The sequence below is a fragment of the Niastella yeongjuensis genome (assembly GCF_900110245.1).
GTDB classification, from domain to species: domain Bacteria; phylum Bacteroidota; class Bacteroidia; order Chitinophagales; family Chitinophagaceae; genus Niastella; species Niastella yeongjuensis.
This window is the reverse complement of sequence record NZ_FOCZ01000004.1, coordinates 635,165-656,989: the sequence shown is the minus strand read 5'-3', so window position 1 is coordinate 656,989 and position 21,825 is coordinate 635,165. Positions and strand designations below refer to the sequence as shown.

Sequence of the window (21,825 nt, the reverse complement as noted above, 5' to 3'; positions counted from 1 at the left end):
ATTTGCGATTTTTAGATTTTTATTGTTTAATAAATCTAAAAGTACCTGTGCCGGTTTTAATATTATAAATTCCGTTTGGCCAGCTGCTGATATCAATTTGGGTGCTGCTGGTGAGCACAATATTCGTTACCAGAACACCTGCAGAATTGTATATCTGCGCCGGTTGACCGATCAACGACTGGTTGGTAATGGTAAGTTTAACAAAGCTATTGGCGGGTACCGGTGTTATTTGGATACTACCATCTGCTATAAACTTAACGAGTACCAATTTGCTGTAAGTGAATTTGCCGTCTCTGTCAACCATTTTCAGCCGATAGTAATTGTTGCCTGCAGCCGGGTTGTCATCGGTAAATGAATAACTGTGCGCACCGTCGCCCATGGCGGTTACTGATCCGATCTTTGCATGGTTAACACCGTCGGAACTGCGCTCTATTTCAAATACGGATGTATTTTCTTCATCGGCTGTTTTCCATTTCAGTAATGTTTGATCGCCTTTGGCTTCACCGGTAAACTCAATCAGGGTGAGGGGCAGGGCTGTAAGAATGTTGAGGGTGGCGGAAGTGCTGGTATAGGTCACCGATCCGGTAACACCTGCAGGTAAAGATACCGAAGCAAAGGTGCCTGTTACCGATGTGCCGGTAAGTATTACAAACGACTGGCCGCCTTTGATGGCAAAGCCATTGATAGCCGTAACAGTAAGATCGCCGCCCAATGTTGCCGTGCCATTTACTGCTACCTGGTCAAAGTCGGTGCCGGCTACCGCAGTACCAGCTAATTCTATATTCAACGTGCTGTTGACAAATGTTTCATTGCCGGTAAAGGTGAGTTTGCCGGGTGAATAACCGGGCGATAATTTACCGCCGTTGTTTACAAAGCGCGCTGCATCAATAGTACCTGTTCCTTTAAATTCTCCACCTGTATTGTTGCTAAAGCTGCCTGAACCTGTTGCTGAAAGCATGGTGGTTACCGCTACCAGTTTACCAATGGTAACAGCACCGGTATTATTAAATGCGTTGGCATTGACCGTAATGGGGGTAGTTACGCGATCAATATTTATTTGTCCGCCGGTGTTGTTGAAGATATTATCAGTATAAATACCATAAGCAATGGTATTGCCGCTACTCAACGAACCAATGGTAATGTTACCCTGGTTGGTAAAGCCGGTTCCGGGTTGATAAATACCTGCACTTGTAACCCGGTCAATAAAGATCTGTGCGCCTGTATTGTTGTTAAATACGCCATAATTATCGATGCCATCTGTTCCTGAGGCTGCATTTGCGCCAATGGTTATGGTACCCGCATTGGTGAAGGTACCCGACACGTTGAAAATGTTGGTGGTGGTAACCCGGTCAATTTTTATCTGGCTGCCCGTGTTGTTGTTAAAGGTTCCTTCATTACGAATTCCGTTAGCGCCCACTGCGGCGGTATTGCCAAGCGTGATAACACCATTGTTGTTTACCGTTCCCAGGTTCAGTAAACCGTTTGTGGTACTTCCATTAATGGTTAAGCTGCCTGTTGAAGAAATTGTTAGCGAAGCCCCGGTTTGTACCGTGATTGATTTGGCAATTTTTTCGTCATTCACAACCGGGCTGTTGGTTACATTGGGGATGGTTATATCCATCGAAGCGTTGGGTATACCTGCGCTCCAGTTACCGGCATTGTTCCAGTCGGTGTTAACGGCGCCTGTCCAGGTGGTTTGGGTTACACCATAAGACAAGGTCACTTTATCTGTTTTGTAATTTACATACCAGTTTGCGGGAAGATTCGTAGTATTAAATACACCGCTTATTGTTGTGGCGCTTATGATAGTTACTTCATCGCCAATGGCTGGTGTATAATTCTGATTTACGGACAGTGTTCCAGTAATAGTGGCCGTACCATTCACTGCCAGTTGGTCAAAACTGGTACCGGCTGTGGCTGTGCCATTCAGGTCTATTTCCAGACCGCCTCCATTTATGCTTGTACTACCATTAAAACTCATAATGCCAATGGGTGTACCCGGCGCCAGTTTTCCTCCGTTATTCGAATAGCCAGCTGCTTTGATGAGGCCGGAACCTTTTAAGATGCCATTTGTGTTGTTGATGAATTTTCCGAAGGAACTTCCGTCTATCATGGTTGCTACACTGGCCAGTTCTCCAATGGTAATGGTCCTGTAATTATCCATGTTCGATGTAAGTGAAATGCCTGTGGTCACACGATCTATAGTTATTGGGCCACCTAAATTCCTGCAGGTATTAGAGTTGCTGATTCCTGTAGTAAAAGTATTACCACCGGTCAATGACCCTATCTTAAGGGAGCCCGAGTTGTCGAATACGCCACTATTAGCAAGCCCGTTAGATATTACCTGGTCAATGCTTATTTGTGAACCGCTTTCGGTTCTAAAATTATTCAGGTTTCTGATACCGGTGTTTCCGGAAGCAGCGTTTGCGCCGATCTTCAGAATACCAAAGTTGTCGAGGATGCCATTATTGTAGAGTCCGACACTGCGGGCTCTGTCTATATTGATTAGGCCACCTGTATTGTTATTAAAGGTGCCAATATTTTCAATACCCCTTGCGCCGGCATCACCCGTAGCACCAATGGAAATGGTGCCGCTATTGGTGAAGGTTCCGCTCGCCTGGTTTAACAGCCCGTCCAAACCAGTTGTAATGCCATTAATATTGATGGTTGCTCCTGCAGCATTGGTGAAAGTGGCTGCATTGTTTATACCGTATGAAAAACCTCTGTCTATTGTAAGGTTGGCAATGGTAATGGTACCATTGTTCACCACCGTGCCCTGGTTGACCATACAATTGGACGAATCAAGATCAAAAGCCGCGCCGCCGGCAATTGTTAAAACGCCTGTTGTTGCTATCGTAAGGGCTCCGCCCGGTAGTACCTTTAAAAACTTTGCTACACTTCCTGCTGTACTGATCACCGGGTCATTTGTTACATCGGGAATCGTTGCCAGTTGATCGGCAGCAGGTACAATACCTATGCTCCAGTTGCCGGCGGTATTCCAGTCGGTATTTATTCTACCCGTCCAGTAATTTGTTTTGTAAACTAATTTTACTGCATCAGGAAAATACGCAACGCTCCAGCCTGCGGGTACACCCGTAATGCTATTGAACGTTCCCGTAATTGACGAACCGGTTAAAAAAGTTATTTCATCGCCATCAGCAGGCGTATAACCTATTGTAACTGCCAGGTTGCTGCCGAGGGTCACTGCCCCAGCTACTGCAATCTGGTCATATAAGATATTTGCGGTGGTGCCGTTTACATCTATCTTAAGGGGTGTGTTGGCAAAGTTTACTGCTGCGTTGAAGGTTATAATACCAGTAGCACGTCCCCTATCCCAGTATTCAGGCCCCAGGGAGCCACCGGCGTTGGTAAAGCGGGATGTGCTTATAGTACCTGCGCCTTTTATGATGCCGCCGGTATTGTTGCTTAATGTACCGGTGCCGAGGTCTGTTAGCAAAGCACCAACTGACGACCAGTTGCCCATGGCAATGGTGCCTGCATTGTTGAACGTATTGCTTACCGCATAAATGCCGGCAATGTTACACCCGTCGATGTTGAGCTGTGCACCCGCATTGTTGTTGAATACGTTGCTGTTTTGAATACCGTAATCGGTAGCACCGCCTGTTTGGCCAATATCTATGATACCATTGTTGTTTACAGTTCCCAGGTTCAATATCCCTGCCGACCCGCTGCCAAAAATAAACAGGTTGGCCGTTGCAGCAATAGTGAGCACGCCGCCGTTTTGAACGGTTACCGTTTTTACTTGTCCCCCCGCTGCACTCACAACGGGTTTGTTGGTGGTATTGGGAATAATTACATCGGTTGTAGTAGAGGGCACACCTGCCGGTGACCAGTTGGAGGCTGTGCCCCAATCGGTACCAGAAGCGCCCGTCCAGGTAAGTTGTGCAGACAGTGTGCCGGCTGCACCAAAAAATAAAAGGGTTAATAGGAGTATACGTTGAGCCATATTCATCAGAAGATTTTTTACGGGCGCGAATTTGCTTCGATTACCTGCGCCGCCCAAATAAATGGGATGAACATCGTTGCGCCGGGACGAACACCAGGTTGTTGTGGTAAACATTTTGGAAAAATTTGTTATGTGATTGACTATTTGGTGTAGCCGCAAAAATGCAGTTGGTAAGCTGGGAAACTTGTAACATCGGTTACAATTGCCTGTAACAAATGTTACAAATAGGCGAGGGGGGTGTACTAAACGAAAAGCCAGACTGTTTCCAGTCTGGCTTTTCGCTTTTGAGTAGTAACTTGCTTACTATTCAATGGTAATTTTGTTGCAGGACGGGGTGCCTGAAATGGATACGTTCGTAAAGACGTAATAGCCAGAACCTTCCCCAAATAAATCGCATCCTACCGTGTATAAATGGTACGTTGGCGTGCTGATATTATTTGACGCAAAAGTAATGTCGTAATTGCCTTCCGGAACTGTAAGTGGTACATCAATACTGTGCCCGCTTTGGTAAGAAGGAATGTCAACGTAATAAGATTCACCCCCAGCATAAGAATACAGCCAGATCTCAAAGCCTAGATCAGCGTAATTAGATAACAGCAATGTTACATCGTCAAGTGATGTGGTTCTGGCGCGAAGCGGAGTAAATTTACTGGCATGTTGTGTAATTGGATAGTCCCATGGCGCAATTGCCTTTGCAGAGGACTGGGTTACAGTCAATGCAATCAGGGCCGAAAGAATCAGGCTGAATTTTACTTTTTTCATAGACAAAGTTTATTTGAGATAATAAATGCGTACCTCAACCGAAATGTCACCGGTTGCGTTCTAATGATGGACCTTGTGTAAAAAAGAAAAAGGAAGATGAAGTGCCCTGAGGCTGGTGTGATTGGGCAAACACAGGCCTATTATTGGAAGACGTAACTTCATGTGAAGGAATTAAGGTTAATGGTACAGTTTAATTACATTGAAGATATGTTTTTTAAAAAATAACCCAAAACAATTCTATAGACGTGCGGTTTTGGACAATAACCGTGTCGATTTGGAGAATATTCGTGTTCTTCGGTGGCGAGGTTGTATATATACAATAAATCAGGTGTCATTGCCACTGTACCTCAATCAATCATCAAATAATTATTTATGAAAGTCAAAACTATCTGGTTCATAATCGCTTTGATCGTAAGTACCTCATTTAGAAATAAGGAAGTAGGGACCGACAGTGTATATGCAATGGCTATTATGCAGCATATGGAAAAATTTCCGACCGAAACACTTTATGTGTGGAAATGTGACGATATTGAACTGCCATCAAAATTGGGTCAGCATAAGATCATAAACATTGAAAATTTTGACGCAGTTATGAAAGGAAGAAAAAGCCTGAGTGTTTTGAAATTATTTCCTATAGAACTAAATAAGGGTAACTTTGATGTAGGTATTATTGATTACCAGGTTGAGAAAAAGTCTACAGGAATTAATCTGCTCAATGGTGGAAGCGAGGTGTTTACTTTTTCTTACAATGCAGATCAGGATAAATATGAAATAATAAATAGAAAAAAGAATAGTATATAAGGGGCGATGTATTAATCCGAACCCCGATCACACTATGAGGAAACTTTTTTATCCAGTATTGATAATTATAGACTGTGGCAGTCGAATCATAAAAAATGAAAGAACACATTAAGATAACTGAATACCCGAATCGGAACTTAATAGTAATAAAGGTGGATGATACTACTAAAGAGATGCATTCTTTTGTAAAGGATTTTTATACATTGATATTGGAAAGAATATTTGAAGGCAATGATGTTAACATCTTGAACTTTGATCCTTTAAAAGATGCTTTAAGTTACGACATCGGCGAAGTTGTTGTTATCAAAGTTAATAAGAAGAAGGTGCTTGTAAACAACATTCAATGCGTTAATTCCGACATTCTAATGCAAGTTGCCCATTCTCTGGAGTTTGAATTAGGCACATTAGCTGTCATAAAAAAAGACAGTTCTCCATTAGAGGAAGTAGCAGGTTTGGTTCACCACTATATTAATGGAGAAATCGAAGATGGAAATGAAATGATGACGAATACATTTTGCTATTGCGAGCGGGATGGATATATTTTATATTTAGCCAATACGGGTCTAACCGAAATGGAAATAAAGGAGATAGCTAAAAAAGTTTAACCTAAGTACAGGAGAGAATAAAAAGAAAAAGCTTCCCATACATTGGGAGGCTTTTTTTATTCGTAAAACTCCTTGGTAAAATTGCGTAATGCATGGGGTTAAAGAAAATGGCCAAGTATTTGCTATTGAGCAGATTGAAAAATTCGATAACCCTTAAAAGCACTTCATGAAAGTTTATTTGTTCTTTATTTTGAATTTTATTGCTATAGCCTCCCTGGCACAGCAAAAGCAAACGGTTGAGCCGGCTGATACAGTCCTGGCAACCTATCTACAACGTCAATTTTACTCTGAACCTTTTGTAGACACCTGTTATACCGGAATTCATTTTCTGGAAATTAGTTTCTCCTCACAATCGATATCCACCTTTATTTCAGGCGATTTAAATGCCGTTTATAAAAAGCGCATTGAAAGCCTGCTTGCCGATCCGCTAAAGATCTGGGATAAACGCTATGTTGCCTATTGCAAAAAGAATAAAATTCACATCGTACTGCCAATTCTATTTGTGATAAACGTAAACTGTTACAGGTTAAAAGAACCAAACACCCCTGTAGATCCTGTCAGCAAGGCGACTGTAAATGAGTTAGCAATTAAAATATTGAATAGTCAGACTTTAACACTAAGGCAATCTTTTAATCAAATTGGGCTTGCGCAAAAAGGGAAACCTACTAATTGTATTTTTGTAGCTCCCTGTACCATTAGCAGCAGGTTAAATAAGCAGAAAACAATGATGTGATTTATTTATCTCAAATAAAAACAGAAGGCGCTGAAATTCAGCGCTTTTTTTGTGCATATACACCTTCCGGACAGGAAACGAAATAATCTGCCAATGAGTGTAATGTTAAGCATCGAATAACTACTAATGCTTATTTATATATTCATATGTAATGAAAGAACGATTGCTTCCCTTTCGATGGACAGATGCGTTTATAATTGCGTTCGTTTGTATTTTGCCGCATGTGGCAGGCTTGCCTATGATCATCTATCCTCCGGTGATTTTGCTGATCACCTACCTGTACCTGCGTTATTATAAACAAACTTTTGCTGATATTGGTTTCCGCTGGAAAGACCTTAGTTGGCGGGCAATGATAATTGGCAGTATGCTCGGGGTTATCTGGGGCTTAGTCTTATATTTTATTCTTGGACCTTTGATCCTAAAACTTACCGGGTTGCCCCCGGCAAATCTTAGTGATTTTGAAGGTATCCGGCATAATCAAAACCAATTTTTCGGACTGTTGATGATTGCCTGGTTACTGGTAATTCCCTATGAAGAGATAATCTTTCGTGGATTGATTCTGACACTGTTGCGGCGGTCCTTTGGAAATACCAGACGCGGGTTTTGGATGGCCGGTATTATTCAAAGCATATTGTTTACTGCTTATCATTTTCAGGAAGGTGGTTCTGCGTTGATCAGTATATTTATCGGGGCCATTCTAATGCTTGCCTTGTACAAACTATTCAAGGGCAATTTATGGTATTTGATCTTTTTTCATGCCACTTATGATACGGTGATGCTGACATTGTTTCGATATGGATATCTATAGGAAAATGAGAATTCCTATAGTCCTATTATTTCGGCTTGTCCAAGTTGTCTGGCACCCTCGTGTATCCACCAAATTCGCCCCTTCTCCAAATATTTTTGAATTGGTTGGTGACTTAATCCAAATAATGACTGGGACTGTTATTGTTTGTGAAAGAAATCAATTGGAATGTTATATTTGATTTTTTTAATAGCATGTATATACGGACAATGCTGAGATTAAAATACGTTATGTTTGGATTTATCCTGTCACTATTGGGTTGTCGGGAACACCATTTTGACAAGAGCGATTTTGTGGGCGTTTGGCAGGCAGTTGATGGCGCCAGAATTACAATAAAAGCAGATGGCACTTGTGTTTTACAGGGATTGAATAATTCTATTGTTAGTATGGCAAAGGATACTACAGAGAAGCTGAATGCAGATGGCTCCTGGAAGATCATTAATAATGTAAATAATGGAATTACAGGTGGGGTAAGTACCGGATTAGAAATTACCTATACCTTGATGAATAGAGATGGAAAAGGCGGAATTGAGTTCTACCTGTCCGGACAAGGATTTTCAGAGAACAGACCACCCTGGGATCTGTTTATATGGAAAGGTGATCCCGATGAAATGATAAAGTATAAATTTGTAAAGCAATAAATAGAAAGCCGGTACAACACATTTGTTGTATCGGCTTTTTTTATAAATGTTGGCCTGCATTGTTTTTACCAATAGCAACTTATCATGTAAAGCATCTTATGGTCGATATTGACGCGGATTTTTGCCGAAACTGCGCAGTTACAAACTCGTATATCAATATTTCATTCACTTTATTAGTTTCGCCGTCAATATCAAAATAGTAAAGCCAATCCCATGAAAATAACTTTTTACCGCACCCTGTTGTGCGTGTGTGTTGCCGCTGGTTTTATGTTGTTAGCCTGCAGCAAGAGCGATTCCGGATCTTCTTCCAACCCACCAAAGGATACCGTCGCTATTCCGGTTGTAAGCGCGTTGTTGCCTTCTAATGGACCCGCCAGCTCATTAATACGCATATTCGGCTCGGGTTTTAGTGATACGCTGAAACAGGATAGTGTGTTTTTCAATGGCATAAAAGCAGAGCTGACTTCTGCCAGTAAAACACAGCTGCTGGTAAAGGTACCGCTGGGTGCAGGGACAGGGAAGGTAACGGTGTACATTAACGGAACCGTCATTACCGGCCCGGTGTTTACGTATGATTCCAGTTATGTAGTAAGCACGCTGGCGGGCATCAGTGGAAAATCTGGTTTTGCTGATGGTATTGGCACGGCGGCCAGTTTTCATGGCCCTTCAGATGCAGTGACAGATGCCAATGGGAATATTTATATTGCCGACAGCTACAATAATGCCATTCGCAAAATTACACCGAATGGTGTTGTTACTACGTTTGCTGGCGGCGTCGGGGCTGGTGCAGATGATGGAACGGGTATAGGTCCCTTTTTTAACAACTTAACTGGTATTGCCATCGATGCGGCCGGCACGCTGTATGTGACCGATGCGGGAAACAACAGAGTGAGGAAGGTTACACAGGCGGGCGTTGTTACTACTTTGGCCGGTAGCACCTATGGGGATGTAGATGGAACAGGTACTGCTGCCAAATTCGGGTGGTTGCAGGGCATTGGTGTAGATAAAAACGGAAATGTGCTTGTAGTGGACAATGGCAACTGTAAAATAAAAAAGATCACCCCTGCCGGCGTGGTAACTACCCTGGCTGGTAACAGCATTCCTGGCGGAAAGGATGGTGTCGGTGCTTCAGCGTCGTTCTGCCTTCCAGCCGGTTTGGCGATAGACGGCAACGACAATGTGTACGTGGCAGAAGGTAAATTTACCTTCACCACTGTCGGCGGAACCTATCAGGGTAATAATAAGATCCGTAAAATTACCCCAGACGGTACCGTGAGCACCTTTGCCGGTAGTGGTACTGTTGGTGGTACCAACGGAACAGGCACAGGCGCCAGCTTTGATAATCCCAATGGCCTCCGGTTCGACAGCAATGGCAATTTATACGTAACGGAAACCTATGGCCAACGAATTCGTAAAATAACACCCGGCGGCGTTGTGACTACCCTTGCTGGTACCGGTTTTTTTGGCGCAACCAATGGAACCGTCGATATAGCAACTTTTTATGGCCCCAGCGGCATTGGCATCGATAACAAGGGTAATTGTTATGTGGCAGATTTTACCAACGCATTGATCCGAAAGATTTCGATGCAATAACTACCGGGCGCACCCGGTGTAGTTTATTATAGTGAGGGAGGACGTACCAGGCATTCCGGTACGTCCTCTTTTTTGTATCAAATGGTTTGAAACTTTACCGGCTCCAGGGTTCCCGCTTTGGGTGAACGGTTGATGAACAAATCCGATACCGGTAATGGCGTTTCCAAAAAATCATATAAAGGAACCTGTTTATTGTCGATATAGATCCTGTCATCAGTTTGATCGACACAGGTAATAACGAGCTTTTTTCTGCTCACGTCGTAGCCCGTATAAACACCATCTATTTGAAATGCATGCTGCAACAAATCCGTTGCATGATATCCCTGCCGGAACTTTCCCTGATAGGGATGGGTTTTATTGGTTTTGTCTTCAAAACAAAGGTCAGCGGTTTCATTCGCAATGATCATTCTTCCACCCTGCCTAAGAGCATGAACTCTTATGTATACCATGCCATTTCGGGCAGCTGGGTGTTTTCCAAACACCTGCAAAAATGGAGCTGGTTAAGCACTGGTAAATTGCGTGCCAACTATGCTACCGTGGGTAATGATGCGCCGCCGTTAAGCCTTGCCGATGTATATGATCAACCTGCGCCTTTTTACACGCCTTCGGGCACCTATATCTTATTCTCTTTGCCAAACACCAAAAACAACGCCAACCTGAGACCGGAGAAAACAACCAGCAAGGAAGTGGGGTTGGAAATGGCTTTCCTGCATAATCGCCTTGGTTTTGATGTTACTTATTATCACACCAATACGGTGGACCAGATTTTTCCAGTGGCTACCACCACCAGTATCGGTTATTCCAGTGTGATGATCAATGCGGGCAATGTCGAAAACAAGGGTATAGAACTGTCCCTGTTCGGTTCGCCGGTGAGCACCCGGGATTTCTCCTGGAATATGAATGTCAACTTCACCCGCAACCGGAACAAAGTATTGGAGCTGTACCAAAACAGCAAAAACCTGCTGATGGCTTCTTTCCAGGGTGGGGTAACACTCAATGCAACCATCGGACGGCCTTATGGCGAACTGCAAAGCAATACCTTTCAGTTCCTGGATGGTAAACGCCTGGTGAACAGCAGCGGGCTCTATCCCGTTTCTACCACTACCAACAATATTATCGGTAATGTAAACCCCGACTGGATTGGTGGGGTGCTGAATAGTTTCAGGTATAAGAATTTGACCCTGAGCTTCCTGGTAGATGTTCGTAAGGGCGGCGATGTATTCTCACTGGATATGTATTACGGTCAAAATGGAGGTTTCCTGCCTGAATCTGTTGGCCTGAATGACCTCGGCAATGATAAACGATTGCCTGTTGCGCAGGGTGGCGGCATTATACTACCGGGAGTTACCGATGATGGCAAGGAGAATACCAAACGGGTAACTATTGTTTCCGCCACCAGTACGGTATTGCCGCAATCGGAGTTTGTTTATGACGCCAGTTATATAAAATTGCGGGAGGCCAACATCACGTATACGCTGCCTTCCAAACTACTCAATGGGGTAAAGAAATACATCAAGGGGGTAGATATCTCGTTCATAGGCCGCAACCTCTGGCTTATTCACAAGAACGTGCCTTATGCTGATCCGGAAGAGAACCTGTCTGCCGGGAATGTACAGGGCTACCAGAGCGGCGCCTATCCTACTTCCCGTAACATCGGAGCAAACATTAAGGTGAAATTTTAAATGATCAGTATGAAAACAGTATATAAGTTATGGATGGCTGCCTTGTTGCTGGTAGTCTCCTGTACAAAAAAGATAGATGAGCTTAACCGCGAAACTAAAAAACCACCGTACGTACCTGCCGGTACCTTGTTAAACAATGCCGTTAAAAACCTCTCCGATGGTTTCGCTTCCGCCAATGTAAATGTGAATATATTCAGGCATGTAATAAAACACTGGTCGCAGGCTACCAATCAGGAAGAAGCACAATATGATTTTAACACCAGGGCTATTAATGCCGCCTGGTGGGCACGGATGAACCGGGATATCCTGGGTGATCTGAGAGACGCCAAACGGTATGTAACAGCTGACCCAGACCTGCCGGATGGAGTCAAAACGAACCAGCTGGCCATGCTCGATATTATTGAGGTATACACCTGGGGGGTGCTGGTCAACAGCTTTGGCAATATTCCCTATAAGGAAGCACTGGACAAGACTAACTTCTTCCCCGTCTACGACGACGCCAAAACGGTCTATGCAGATATTCTAAAAAAACTGGCAGACGATATCAGCAAGCTGAATACAGGCTACAGTGGTTTTTCAACTACTCAGGATTTCCTGTACGGGGGTAACGTTCGCAAATGGATCAATTTTGCCAACACCCTGTACATGCGGATGGCCATTGTAATCGCCGATGTGGACAATGCCACTGCAAAAGCAGCTATTGAGAGCGCAAGCCCCAAAGCGATCGACTCAGCTGCCGATAACGCTGTTTTCAAATACCTTGCCAGCGCCCCTAACAATAACCCTTTGTATGACCAGATAATATCCTCCGGGCGGTCAGATTTTATTGCCGCCAAAGACCTGATGGATGTATTGAACAACATGGCTGATCCCCGCAAAACACAATTTTTCGGCACCAACAATGCCGGTCAGTATGTTGGTTCAGTAGTAGGGGAAGTGGTGTCTTTCGCCACTATTTCGAAGCCTGCTGCCAAAATAGCTTTACCAGACGCTGTTAATATCATGGCCGACTATGTAGAAACGGAATTTATCCGGGCAGAAGCCGTAGAGCGTGGATACGCGGTAGGCGGAACGGCTGAAGATCATTATAAAAAAGCGATCCGGGCCTCTATCCTTTGGTGGGGTGGCACCAATGCCGATGCAGATACGTATCTTGCCAGGAGCGATGTAGCCTATACAACGGCCGCGGGCGAGTGGCGGCAAAAGATCGGGTTCCAGAAATGGATCGCCCTGTATAATCGCCCTTACGAAGGCTGGGTGGAATTGAGAAGGTTGGATTATCCGAAATTGCCTCCCCCTGTAAACGCTAAATCAGGATTCCCCAACCGGTTGTCCTATCCGGGTATCGAACAACAACTCAACGGCGATAATTATACCAAAGCGGCTAGTGATATAGGCGGCGACAAAGTAGAGACCAAATTATTTTGGGATAAATTTTAAGCATTGAATTAATTACAAAACACGTACTATGACAAAATGTTCCCTGCTGGTATTGTTGGTGATATATACAATAAATGCCAACGGCCAGGCAAAGTATCCGTCTGCTGTGGAAGGCGATTTTAAAGTGTCCAATTTTGAATTTGAAAGTAAAGAAGTATTGCCGGAATTGAACCTGCATTATTACACCATGGGCACCCCGAAGAAAAACGAGAAAGGCCAAACCACCAATGCCGTGATCGTGATGCATGGTACTACCGGTACCGGTCAGCAGTTTATTAACGATCGTTTTGCCGGCAACCTGTTCGGTGCCGGCCAGTTGCTCGATGCTACAAAGTATTACATCATAATGCCCGATGCCATTGGGCACGGCAAAAGCAGCAAGCCCAGCAATGGCCTGCATATGAAATTTCCTAAATACACCTACAACGACATGGTGAAAGCCGATTACCTGTTGCTTACGCAGCACCTTGGTGTTAACCACCTGCGGCTGGTAATGGGAACTTCCATGGGCGGCATGCATACCTGGGTATGGGGGGAAATGTATCCCGCCTTTATGGATGCGCTGATGCCGCTGGCCAGTCTGCCCGTTGAAATTGCCGGCAGGAACAGGATGGTACGCAAAATGGCTATCGACCTTATTATGATGGACCCTGAATGGAAAGGCGGTGAGTATACGAGCGAACCCAAAGTAGGACTTACCGGTGCCATCTCTTCCCTCATTTTCATGGTAAGTGCACCGCTCCAAATGCAAAAAGGCGCGCCTACCCGCGAAAAAGCGGAAGAGAACCTTGCCAGAACAAAAGCCCGGTATCTTTCCACACTCGATGCCAACGATGTGATCTACGCCTTTGATGCTTCACGCAATTACAATCCTGAGCCGGAGATCGAAAAGATCCTGGTACCTACATTTGCAGTTAATTCGGCAGATGATGAAGTGAATCCACCAGAGTTAAACCTGATGGAGCCGGTGATCAAAAGAATGCGCAAAGGCAGATATATCCTTATTCCTACTTCTGATAAAACATCAGGACACGGCACCCACTCCAATCCGCCGATGTGGGATATGTACCTGAAAGAATTGCTGGAGATCTCTGAAAAGAAATAAACGAAGATTTACGTTGTATCCGTTTTATATGAGGCTTTGATTAATTGATCCCGGAGCGATAACCGCTTTGTATTCCAGATTTTTTTATTTTATTTAGCGCACTGATTCAATTATAATAATTAGATCCTATGAAAAGAATGCGTCTGCTGGCTGGCAGTTTATTGATTTTTACCGTTCCCACTATTGCTCAAATACCCAAAGTTAAGTTGGAAAGTATCCGGAATAACGAAAGTGTAAAAGAGTCTGACATAAAGACTACCATTCCTTTTGAATTTGTAGAGGGAAGCATTATCATCAATACTTATTGGGGAAAAGAAGGCACGCCGGTGAAATTAAAGTTGGATAATGGGGCGAATACCGTGCTTGATACCCTTACAAAATCAACTCTCAAGGATATCCGCGAAACCAATACGCCAGACAAAGTCCGTCATACGCCTAACGGACAAGCGATTATGGGCCACTATTTAGTGGCAGATAATGTTCGGGTAGGAGATCTTAATTTCAGGGATGTACCATTTATGCCCGTGCCGCACCGAAGTGGGACGGATCAGGGCCTGTTGGGTTATAACATGCTGAAAAAGGGAATCTGGAAAATTGATTTTGAGCATAAGCAGATCACCTTTGCTACTACGATGGATTCTATTGTAGGGTTGAATGATGCCAAACCTTTTCCTGCTAAATTTGGCCGACACGGAGATATCGAAGTAGAGATGTTAATAGATGATGTACAGAAGGAAAAGGTAAACGTGGATTTTGGCTATAATGGAGATTTGACTTTGCCACCCGCTTCCTTTACCCCGTTGGTAAAGAACAGATATGTATTCAAGGGAACGGGCACCAGCTCTACCATTGCAGGGGTAGTAAATACCAGATTTTATTTATATGAACATGCCATTTTCTCCTTTAAAGGCAATAAATATTTTGACTATGAAGTTAGCACTACGGATGTTGATAAAGATAAGCTTTTAGGCGCCCGCTTTTTCTCCGATTTTAAATTTGTGATCATTGATTTCGTGAACAAAAAAATGTACGTATCAAATGGAGAAATTCCCAGGAAGGTCAAGAGGGTTCGAAGCTTTAATCTATAAAATATTTGGCATAACCTTTAAAGCCTGCAAATCGAAATGATTTGCAGGCTCTTTTTTTATCGTAAATTTAAATTACCTGCAAATTCATATATAACCACTCATGCAGCCATTTACGCAAACCAATACGCTGATTGTTGGAGCCGGTATTTCGGGGTTGGCAACTGCTGCCTGTTTGCAGCAGCAGGGCATTGAATATATTATTATAGAAAAGAATGGCCGGGTAGCCAGTGCCTGGCATAACCACTATGACCGATTGCACCTGCATACCAACAAACGGGTGTCGCAGTTACCGTATAAGAAATTCGGTGCAAACAGCCCCCGCTATCCAAACCGGCAACAGGTAATTGATTATTTGAACGACTACCAACAGGCATTCAATATTCAGCCGGTTTTTAATACTGTTGCCACAGCTATTAAAAAAGAAGGGGACTATTGGATCACGCAAACTACCAATGGAATATTTCAGTCTAAAAATCTGGTAATGGCTACCGGCCCTTTCGGAAAGCCGAAACCTGTTGTGTTACAGGGAATGGAAACTTTCCCCGGGAAGATAGTACATAGCTCAGCCTACAAAACGGGTAGGGATTTTGCCGGTCAGCATGTGCTGGTAATTGGTTTTGGTAACTCGGCCTGTGAAATTGCGATTGACCTCTTTGAACAGGGCGCTACGCCATTTATGGCTGTACGTTCTCCTGTAAATATAGTTCCCCGCGATATGCTGGGGGTGCCTATCCTGGAGTTGAGTTTAATACTGCGTTTTCTACCACCTCGTATAGCCGATCTGTTGAGTGCACCATTGATAAATGCTATTATTGGTGATATAACCAGATTAGGGTTGAAAAAAAAACCATATGGCCCATTGGAACAGGTTCAACGGGAAGGAAAGTCGCCTGTATTGGATATTGGCACCATTCAACTGATCCGTAAAGGACACATCAAAATTGTAGGAGATCTTGATTTTATAGAAGGCAATCTGGTTCATTTTAAAGAAGGCGCACCACAATCCTTCGACGCCATTATTGCCTGTATTGGCTACAGTCAGGATGAAATAAAGATCCTTGAATTAAACAGGGAACGTTTCGAAGATCTTCGGGTAAGCATTAACCGCCAACAATATTTCGGTAAGGATGGTTGTTATTTCTGTGGTTACTATATCAGTCCTACCGGTCAGATCCGTGAGATCAGTGCGGACGCCAGGAAGATCGCAAAGGATATTGCACGTAAGTAGATCCGATTTATTAAATAAGAAAAATCCAGTACATTGTGTTTGTAAAGTGTTAATTGCTATGCCAACTGCTTCTATAAATCAACTCTGTCTGCGGATAGCGGAATCGAATGATGAAGCGGCTTTTGGCAAACTTTTCAGGCAATTTTATCCCCGCCTATTAATATTTACCACTGCTATTCTTAAGAACCGGGAAACTGCCGAAGAAGCAGTAGAAGATGTTTTTCTGAAGTTATGGGAGAACAGGAAAGTACTGCCTGCCGTTAATAACCTGAGCTATTACCTGTTGGTAGCTGCCAAGCATAAAGCCCTGGATTATCTGGAAAAAGCAAAGACGATCCCACAGATCAGTATAGACGATGCCGTGCTTGATGCGGGTGTCGCCATGCAGATAGATCCTGAAACAGCCCTTATCTCAGCGGAAAACATTCGCATAATCCAGTCTGCCATCAACGGCCTGCCACCCCGTTGCCGCCTCATTTTTCTGTTGGTGAAGGAAGATGGGTTGAAATACCGGGAAACCGCCGATCTGCTGAACATCTCCATAAAAACAGTGGAAACGCAAATGTCGCTGGCACTCAGAAAAATAGGGGAGGCATTGCAAAGCCATTCCATTAACGGGAGTAAATCCTACCAGTCTGACAGCTCCCGTAAATAACCAAAAAAAATATTTGTAGCCCGCTTCAGGGTAAGGGGACCTTTTCCCGGTCTTTAGGGTTATTGGCATCAATTTTATGGAAAAGACCAGGTTTTTCGATTTATTGGCAAAAATTAAATCAGGCGAAGCCACACCGGAAGAGCAGTTAGAGTTAAATCAGCACCTGGCTGTGTCTCCTGACGATCTCAGCCTGCTGAAGCAGATCGATGAATGCTGGGAGATACCAATGTCAGCAACAACAGCGCCTGCCAGTGAGGAGGTGACAACGGCCTGGGAAGGCCTGCGTAAGAAAATGTCACAACAGGATGAACGCATCGGGTTACCAGGCCGTACAGGAAAGGTGCGTATGTTGGTTCGGTATATGGCTGCTATAGCGGCCATTTTTATAGTGGTACTAACAGCGGTCTGGTTATGGAAACCAGCCCCGTTAAAATCATCCGTGCAAAAGAATATCGTATCTACAAAGAACGGTTCTAAATCAAAAATTGAACTGCCGGATGGTACCCAGGTCTGGCTCAATGTGGGCAGCAGGATCAACTACGATGAAAATTATGGGAAAGGTACCCGCGAGCTCACGCTTACGGGAGAGGCTTACTTCGATGTTGCGCACAACGAGAAAATGCCGTTTGTAGTGCATACGGGAAAAATGGATATAAAGGTATTGGGTACAATTTTTAATGTGAAAGCTTACCAGGGTGACTACATTGCCGAGGCCGCGCTTATACGTGGTTCCATTGAGGTTACATTTCCCGGCCGCCCGCAGGAAAAACTAATCCTGAGACCCCATGATAAAATATCTATAGTAAGTAAAACGCCAGATAAAAATACAAATGCCGGCAATGCAACCCAGGGCGGGGAAACGCGTCCTTCCATACTGGTTTCCTTTATTGGGTATGCACCTGTAGACAGTGCAATTGTAGAAACATCATGGGTAAACAATAAATTGATATTTCGTGGGAAAACCTTCGAAGAACTTTCCCGGGATATCGAACGTTGGTTCAATGTAAAGCTGGACGTGAAGAATAGTTCAATATTGTCTAAAAAGTTTACCGGTACATTTAGCAATGAAAGTATTACAGAAGCATTGGACGCCCTAAGCCTTTCCTATCCGTTTCATTATAAGATCAACAAGATCGATAACACAGTAACCATTCAATAATAACTGCTTTTCTAACGAAAAAACGATTGCTTATGACTCACATAACATAACAGCCTATACACATAATAAAAACGGGAAATGCGCTAACATTTCCCGCTAACAGCTAAAAAAGACGGCAAAAGCATGTCTCGTGGAAAAGCTATGCTATGCCCTCAATTATTAACTTCTCAACAACAAGGTATGAAAATAATTCGACTTGTGGGCATCACTATGCCCGGAAGTACGGGCAGGAAAATCATTTTGGCTATGAAATTGACGTTCTTACTCACCTGCGTATTATGTCTGCAACTTTCGGCCAATGTTCATTCACAAACAAGGGTAACACTCAGGCTTCGACAGGCAACGTTAGGCCATGTGTTTCTTGAAATAGAAAAGAAGACTGACTATCGGTTTGTATTCAACGACAACCTGCTTCAGGATGAGGCGTTGGTAAATGTCGATGTAAACAATGAACCGGTTACCGAATTTCTTACCAGGTTACTGGCCGATACAAAGCTTGGCTATAAGGCCATCAATGGCAGCCTTATTGTAATTGTAAGTAAGGGCGAGGAAACAAAAGCAGTAACAATACATGGCAAAGTGATCAATGCACAAAGCCAGGCAGTGGCAGGTGCAACGGTGCAGGAAAAAGGCACCAGTAATGGCGTAAATGCCAATGAACAGGGCGAGTTTAATATATTGGTTACCAATAACCAGGCCGTGTTGGTTGTGTCGTCTGTAGGGTATGTTACACTGGAACATCCATTGAATGGAAACGATAACGTAACGATCTCCCTGAGTGAGGACTTTTCTAAATTGAACGATGTAGTGGTAGTAGGGTATGGAACTGCCAGGCGAAAAGATGTTATGGGTGCGGTTACCAGTGTTAAGGTAGATGGTTCTGCGTTGTCATTAATGCCTAATATGAATGCGTTGGAAGCACTGCGGGGAAATGTATCAGGACTGAACCTTGGTCCGGTGAATACAGCCGGTGGTCAGCCTTCTACATTGATCCGGGGACAACGATCTATCAGCGGCTCCAACGATCCGCTTATTCTGCTGGATGGTGTTATATATTTAGGTGCAATCAGTGATATCAATCCAAATGACATCGCCAGCTTCGACATTCTGAAAGATGCGGTATCAGCAGCTACCTACGGTTCCAGGTCTGCCAATGGTATTATTGCCATTAATACGAAGAAAGGTAAATCCGGTAAACCGGTCATTAACGTCAAAACCGACCAGGCATTACAACGTTGGCAAAAGCGGCCTAAAATGATGAAGGGGCAGGAATGGATAGAAGTGGTAAATGCGCGTAATAAATATGCACCGGGTAGTTTAAACTGGCTGATGCCGGGAGAACTGGAAAATTATAATGCCGGCAACGAAACGGATTGGCTTGACCTGGTTACACAGACAGGTGTTATACAGGATTATTCAGCGTCTGTGTCTGGCGCCGCCGCCAATGTCAATTACTATTTATCCAGTTCTTATAACGATAATAAAGGCATTGTGGTTGGTGATAAATTCAATCGCCTGTCTGCATTGGGAAAAGTGAATACAAAGATCACCTCCTGGTTTGAACTGGGAGTAGACGCCGGCTGGTCAAAAAGAGATTACTCCGGCAATGCCGCCAGTATCTCGGCCGCCCAGTTGATGTCACCTTATGGTGTGGTATACCGCGATTCATTGGGACACCTGGAAAAGTTTCCCTATACCCAATCACTCGCCAATCCGCTTTGGGGCATTCAGGATGGAACCGTAGATAATGTTGATATCTATACCACTTTCCGTTTGAATACGTATGCTGTCGTTTCCGTGCCCTGGATCAAAGGGTTAAGTTACAGACTGAATCTGTTGAATAACCAGGCCCGAAGAGAGTCCGGCTCTTTTACCTACGAGACATACTATGTCAAAGAGGGTTCCGGTATCCCCGGCAGATATGATCCCGCCTCGGTTCAAAGTTTACTGGCCAATGCGAATGGGAACCTGTCGGATAGTACTGCAAAAAGTTATGTGCTCGACAATATTCTTACGTATGACAGATCAATAGGCCAGCATCACCTTACACTAACAGGAGTAGCAACAAGAGACCATTTCAGGTATGAAATAAATAATTCAACCGGCAGCAATTTTACTGCAAATGGCAACACCGCATTGGGGATCTATGGATTGTCAAAAGCGGCCGTACAAAAAGTAAATCTTACCAATGGAGAACGGTCGAATATCGGTTACCTCGCCAGACTGAATTACTCTTTTAACGATAAGTACTTTTTAACCGCTTCCTGGCGTCGGGATGGGGCTTCCGTATTTGGCGAAGATAAACGATGGGCCAATTTTGCTGCCATTGGTGGTGCCTGGCGCGCATCCGCGGAACCTTTCCTGGCTGGTTTTACCCCGCTGAATGATTTAAAGCTGAAGTTTTCGTGGGGGCAGAATGGTAACCAGGGGTTAAGTCCATACGCAACCTTGTCGCAGGTAGCCAACGGAGCAGCTGGAAATGCCCGTTATGAATTTTCGAATGCACTGGGAACTGTTTATTACGGGCTCGTGCAAAACACACTCGGTAATTCCAGCCTGGGTTGGGAGAAAACTGCCGCTACCAATTTCGGGTTTACCTCCGGCTGGTTAGGGAACCGGCTTTTTGTTGACCTCGATATTTATTTCTCTAAAACCACCGATCAGATCTTCCTCCGCACCATTCCCATTATGACCGGCTTTAAAGATCAATTGTCGTCCCTTGGTCAGGTTAATAATACGGGTGTTGAGTTAACCGTCAGGACCGTGAACCTGCAACGAAAGAATTTGAGTTGGAATTCGGAACTGACCTTCTGGAAAAACAACAACAAACTCAAACATCTTTATCAGGAAGACAAGAACAATGATGGCCACGAAGACGATGATATCGCCAATAATTTTTTTATTGGGAAACCACTGGGCGCCATCTATGGGTATAAACAGGATGGGATCGTTCAGGCCAAAGATGACGACTATATTGCCATGACCGGTGCCGCCCCTGGTGCGCCAAAATATGTTGATCTGATCCCCGATGGAAAAATAGATCCGGACGATCGTACCATTGTAGGATATGAGAAAGAAAATTTCCGGTTAAACCTCAGCAATACCGTTCGATATAAAAAGTTTGATGTGTACCTGATGGTCTCAGGTATTTTTGGCGGAAATAATACTTACCTAAGGAGTAATACAGGAGCCTTTATGACTTCCGGCACTGGTCGCTTTAATGATAACAGTATTTCAAAGCCATACTGGACACCAGATAACCCCAGCAATATCTATCCTTCTGCCTATTTTTCCGGTGACAGCCGTTTCCTCGGGCTTCAGTCGCGATCGTTTGTGCGGATACAGGATCTGTCTATTGCCTATTCCTTCGATGGGGCCTGGTTGAAGCAAAACCATGTCAACTCCTTGCGGTTATTTGCATCTGGTAGAAACCTGGCGACCTTTACCAAATGGGTAGGCGGCGATCCTGAAACAGGTACCACCGTTCAGTCGAACACATTTCCAGTTCCCACCTCTTACTCGCTGGGTGCCAATCTAAGTTTTTAAGCCATCAATTCTTCC

The 21,825-nt window shown here is 44.1% G+C and carries 17 protein-coding genes; 14 read left to right on the top strand and 3 right to left on the bottom strand.

Features of this window, described 5'->3' with window-relative positions:
* Positions 1 to 19: 19 nt before the first annotated feature.
* Together BMX95_RS13945 and BMX95_RS13940 are read right to left on the bottom strand one after the other, a co-directional pair.
* Complete coding sequence (locus BMX95_RS13945) at positions 20 to 3,967, bottom strand: beta strand repeat-containing protein (protein ID WP_165759037.1); 3,948 nt, start codon at positions 3,965 to 3,967, stop codon at positions 20 to 22.
* Positions 3,968 to 4,270: 303 nt separating this feature from the next.
* The gene (locus BMX95_RS13940) at positions 4,271 to 4,729 is read right to left on the bottom strand and encodes a hypothetical protein (RefSeq protein WP_081202956.1); all 459 of its coding nucleotides are present in this window, start codon (positions 4,727 to 4,729) and stop codon (positions 4,271 to 4,273) included.
* A 372-nt stretch (positions 4,730 to 5,101) separates the two neighbouring features.
* On the opposite strand from BMX95_RS13940, the gene BMX95_RS13935 reads away from it, so the two are divergent.
* From BMX95_RS13935 to BMX95_RS13910, 6 genes are all read left to right on the top strand, one after another.
* Entirely contained in the window at positions 5,102 to 5,530 is a 429-nt protein-coding gene (locus BMX95_RS13935; protein ID WP_090519413.1) for a hypothetical protein, read from the top strand.
* A gap of 95 nt (positions 5,531 to 5,625) precedes the next feature.
* A complete protein-coding gene (locus BMX95_RS13930) occupies positions 5,626 to 6,135 on the top strand; it encodes a hypothetical protein (RefSeq protein WP_081204607.1) in 510 nt (169 codons plus the stop codon).
* 166 nt (positions 6,136 to 6,301) lie between these two features.
* Positions 6,302 to 6,868, top strand: a complete 567-nt coding sequence (locus tag BMX95_RS13925) for a hypothetical protein (RefSeq protein ID WP_081204608.1) — start codon at positions 6,302 to 6,304, stop codon at positions 6,866 to 6,868.
* A gap of 151 nt (positions 6,869 to 7,019) precedes the next feature.
* Positions 7,020 to 7,676, top strand: coding sequence for a CPBP family intramembrane glutamic endopeptidase (locus BMX95_RS13920; RefSeq protein ID WP_081204609.1), 657 nt, complete (start codon positions 7,020 to 7,022; stop codon positions 7,674 to 7,676).
* Between the two features lie 227 nt (positions 7,677 to 7,903).
* Entirely contained in the window at positions 7,904 to 8,314 is a 411-nt protein-coding gene (locus tag BMX95_RS13915) for a hypothetical protein (RefSeq protein WP_207631730.1), read from the top strand.
* Between the two features lie 213 nt (positions 8,315 to 8,527).
* Positions 8,528 to 9,907 (top strand): IPT/TIG domain-containing protein, encoded by a 1,380-nt coding sequence (locus tag BMX95_RS13910; protein WP_081204610.1) that lies wholly within the window; start codon positions 8,528 to 8,530, stop codon positions 9,905 to 9,907.
* 77 nt (positions 9,908 to 9,984) lie between these two features.
* Here BMX95_RS13910 and BMX95_RS34965 read toward each other — a convergent pair whose 3' ends face one another.
* Entirely contained in the window at positions 9,985 to 10,314 is a 330-nt protein-coding gene (locus BMX95_RS34965; protein WP_177193690.1) for a hypothetical protein, read from the bottom strand.
* A 21-nt stretch (positions 10,315 to 10,335) separates the two neighbouring features.
* On the opposite strand from BMX95_RS34965, the gene BMX95_RS13900 reads away from it, so the two are divergent.
* The 8 genes from BMX95_RS13900 (at position 10,336) to BMX95_RS13865 (ending at position 21,810) form a co-directional block, all read left to right on the top strand.
* Entirely contained in the window at positions 10,336 to 11,589 is a 1,254-nt protein-coding gene (locus BMX95_RS13900; RefSeq protein ID WP_244898103.1) for a TonB-dependent receptor domain-containing protein, read from the top strand.
* 9 nt (positions 11,590 to 11,598) lie between these two features.
* A complete protein-coding gene (locus tag BMX95_RS13895) occupies positions 11,599 to 13,029 on the top strand; it encodes a SusD/RagB family nutrient-binding outer membrane lipoprotein (RefSeq protein WP_081204922.1) in 1,431 nt (476 codons plus the stop codon).
* Between the two features lie 28 nt (positions 13,030 to 13,057).
* Complete coding sequence (locus BMX95_RS13890) at positions 13,058 to 14,134, top strand: alpha/beta fold hydrolase (protein WP_081204613.1); 1,077 nt, start codon at positions 13,058 to 13,060, stop codon at positions 14,132 to 14,134.
* Between the two features lie 128 nt (positions 14,135 to 14,262).
* Complete coding sequence (locus BMX95_RS13885) at positions 14,263 to 15,222, top strand: retropepsin-like aspartic protease (protein WP_081204614.1); 960 nt, start codon at positions 14,263 to 14,265, stop codon at positions 15,220 to 15,222.
* A 100-nt stretch (positions 15,223 to 15,322) separates the two neighbouring features.
* Positions 15,323 to 16,450 (top strand): flavin-containing monooxygenase, encoded by a 1,128-nt coding sequence (locus BMX95_RS13880; RefSeq protein ID WP_081204615.1) that lies wholly within the window; start codon positions 15,323 to 15,325, stop codon positions 16,448 to 16,450.
* 58 nt (positions 16,451 to 16,508) lie between these two features.
* The gene (locus BMX95_RS13875) at positions 16,509 to 17,105 is read left to right on the top strand and encodes an RNA polymerase sigma-70 factor (RefSeq protein ID WP_165759114.1); all 597 of its coding nucleotides are present in this window, start codon (positions 16,509 to 16,511) and stop codon (positions 17,103 to 17,105) included.
* Positions 17,106 to 17,181: 76 nt separating this feature from the next.
* Entirely contained in the window at positions 17,182 to 18,264 is a 1,083-nt protein-coding gene (locus BMX95_RS13870) for a FecR family protein (RefSeq protein ID WP_081204617.1), read from the top strand.
* A gap of 246 nt (positions 18,265 to 18,510) precedes the next feature.
* Positions 18,511 to 21,810, top strand: a complete 3,300-nt coding sequence (locus BMX95_RS13865) for a SusC/RagA family TonB-linked outer membrane protein (RefSeq protein ID WP_081204923.1) — start codon at positions 18,511 to 18,513, stop codon at positions 21,808 to 21,810.
* Positions 21,811 to 21,825 lie beyond the last annotated feature (15 nt).